1 rRNA gene is annotated in these 3,240 nt (G+C 56.2%); it reads right to left on the reverse strand.

From position 1 onward, the window contains the following. Positions 1 to 49: 49 nt before the first annotated feature. Positions 50 to 3,164: ribosomal RNA gene (locus BMZ30_RS13435) — 23S ribosomal RNA — on the reverse strand. Between the last annotated feature and the right edge of the window lie 76 nt (positions 3,165 to 3,240).

Genomic DNA, 3,240 nt, shown 5'->3' on the forward strand with positions numbered 1-3,240 from the left:
CCCGTTCGTATCTCGGGAACCGCACAGTGGACGCGTAGCAAATATTGTTGTAGTCAAGTTGTCGGCCAATTAGTACCGGTCAGCTTCAGCAGTCTTTAGTCCTGCCTTCCACATCCGGCCTATCTACCCAGTGGTCTAGCTGGGGGCCTTCCACCCGAAGGTGTGGAAACCTCATCTTGAAGCAGGCTTCCCGCTTAGATGCTTTCAGCGGTTATCCCTTCCCAACGTAGCTAACCAGCCGTGCTCCTGGCGGAACAACTGGCACACCAGAGGTTAGTCCGTCCCGGTCCTCTCGTACTAGGGACAGGTCTTCTCAAGTTTCCTGCGCGCGCAGCGGATAGGGACCGAACTGTCTCACGACGTTCTAAACCCAGCTCGCGTACCGCTTTAATGGGCGAACAGCCCAACCCTTGGGACCTACTCCAGCCCCAGGATGCGACGAGCCGACATCGAGGTGCCAAACCATGCCGTCGATATGGACTCTTGGGCAAGATCAGCCTGTTATCCCCGGGGTACCTTTTATCCGTTGAGCGACGGCGCTTCCACAAGCCACCGCCGGATCACTAGTTCCGACTTTCGTCCCTGCTCGACCTGTCAGTCTCACAGTCAAGCTCCCTTGTGCACTTGCACTCGACACCTGATTGCCAACCAGGCTGAGGGAACCTTTGAGCGCCTCCGTTACATTTTAGGAGGCAACCGCCCCAGTTAAACTACCCACCAGGCACTGTCCCTGATCCGGATTACGGACCGAGGTTAGGTATCCAGAGCGACCAGAGTGGTATTTCAACGTTGACTCCACCGACACTGGCGTGCCGGCTTCACAGTCTCCCACCTATCCTACACAAGCCGCACCGAACACCAATACCAAGCTATAGTAAAGGTCCCGGGGTCTTTCCGTCCTGCTGCGCGTAACGAGCATCTTTACTCGTACTGCAATTTCGCCGAGTTCGCGGTTGAGACAGCGGGGAAGTCGTTACGCCATTCGTGCAGGTCGGAACTTACCCGACAAGGAATTTCGCTACCTTAGGATGGTTATAGTTACCACCGCCGTTTACTGGGGCTTAAATTCTCAGCTTCGCTCCGAAGAGCTAACCGGTCCTCTTAACCTTCCAGCACCGGGCAGGCGTCAGTCCGTATACATCGTCTTGCGACTTCGCACGGACCTGTGTTTTTAGTAAACAGTCGCTTCCCCCTGGTCTCTGCGGCCCTGCAACGCTCCCCGAGCAAGTCGGTTCACGCCTTGGGCCCCCCTTCTCCCGAAGTTACGGGGGCATTTTGCCGAGTTCCTTAACCACGATTATCTCGATCGCCTTAGTATTCTCTACCTGACCACCTGAGTCGGTTTAGGGTACGGGCGGTTTGAACCTCGCGCCGAGGCTTTTCTAGGCAGCATAGGATCACCGATTTCCCTCATAAGAGGTCACTGTCAGCTCTCAGGCTTAATGAACAGCGGATTTGCCTACTGTTCGCCCTACGACCTTGGACGTGGACTACCATCGCCACGCTCGGCTACCTTCCTGCGTCACCCCTGTTAATACGCTCACCTACTACCGGTTCGGGTCGCGGCCTTGCATGTCCCGGTAGCCCCGAAGGGCTGGTGGAACACGCTCGGGCGCTTAGCATCACCGGGTTCGGCGTGGGCGGTTCTTCGCCGGTACGGGAATATCAACCCGTTGTCCATCGACTACGCCTGTCGGCCTCGCCTTAGGTCCCGACTTACCCAGGGCGGATTAGCCTGGCCCTGGAACCCTTGGTCATTCGGCGGACGGGTTTCTCACCCGTCTTTCGCTACTCATGCCTGCATTCTCACTCGTGTGGGCTCCACACGCTGGGTTACCCCGCGGCTTCACTGCCCACACGACGCTCCCCTACCCATCCACACGCCTGGACCCACAAGGGATCAAGCAAATATGTGAATGCCACAGCTTCGGCGGTGTACTTGAGCCCCGCTACATTGTCGGCGCGGAATCACTTGACCAGTGAGCTATTACGCACTCTTTCAAGGGTGGCTGCTTCTAAGCCAACCTCCTGGTTGTCTGTGCAACTCCACATCCTTTCCCACTTAGCACACGCTTAGGGGCCTTAGCTGGTGGTCTGGGCTGTTTCCCTCTCGACTACGGAGCTTATCCCCCGCAGTCTCACTGCCACGCTCTGACTTACCGGCATTCGGAGTTTGGCTGACGTCAGTAACCTTGTAGGGCCCATCGGCCATCCAGTAGCTCTACCTCCGGCAAGAAACACGTGACGCTGCACCTAAATGCATTTCGGGGAGAACCAGCTATCACGGAGTTTGATTGGCCTTTCACCCCTACCCACAGCTCATCCCCTCAGTTTTCAACCTAAGTGGGTTCGGTCCTCCACGCGGTCTTACCCGCGCTTCAACCTGGCCATGGGTAGATCACTCCGCTTCGGGTCTAGACCCAGCGACTATGATCGCCCTATTCGGACTCGCTTTCGCTACGGCTTCCCCACACGGGTTAACCTCGCCACTGAGCACTAACTCGCAGGCTCATTCTTCAAAAGGCACGCTGTCACCCCTGCTAGGGAGGCTCCAACGGTTTGTAGGCACACGGTTTCAGGTACTATTTCACTCCCCTCCCGGGGTACTTTTCACCTTTCCCTCACGGTACTTGTCCGCTATCGGTCACTAGGTAGTATTTAGGCTTAGCAAGTGGTCTTGCCAGATTCACACGGGATTTCTCGGGCCCCGTGCTACTTGGGATGACGACCGGGAGGCCGCGCCATTTCGTCTACGGGGGTTCCACCCTCTACGCCGGGCCTTTCAAGACCCTTCGACTATGACACGGCTTTCTGACTCCCTGACAGTGCGGCAGCACCACCTGGTCGGTCCCACAACCCCGCACACGCAACCCCTGCCGGGTATCACACGCATACGGTTTGGCCTCTTCCGCTTTCGCTCGCCACTACTCACGGAATATCTCTTCCTGTCGGTACTGAGATGTTTCACTTCCCGACGTTCCCTCCACACACCCTATATATTCAGATGCGGGTAACTGGATTTAAAGGTCCAGCTGGGTTTCCCCATTCGGAAATCCTCGGATCACGGTTCGTTTGCCAACTCCCCGAGGCTTATCGCAGGCTACAACGTCCTTCATCGGCTCCTAGTGCCAAGGCATCCACCCTGTGCCCTTAAAAACTTGACAACAAAATATGCAGAAACCAAAGATTCATAGAATCTTTGATATACAAAGATGCTCGCGTCCACTGTACAGTTCTCAA

The organism is Flavimobilis marinus, from assembly GCF_900113055.1.
Taxonomy (GTDB): domain Bacteria; phylum Actinomycetota; class Actinomycetes; order Actinomycetales; family Cellulomonadaceae; genus Flavimobilis; species Flavimobilis marinus.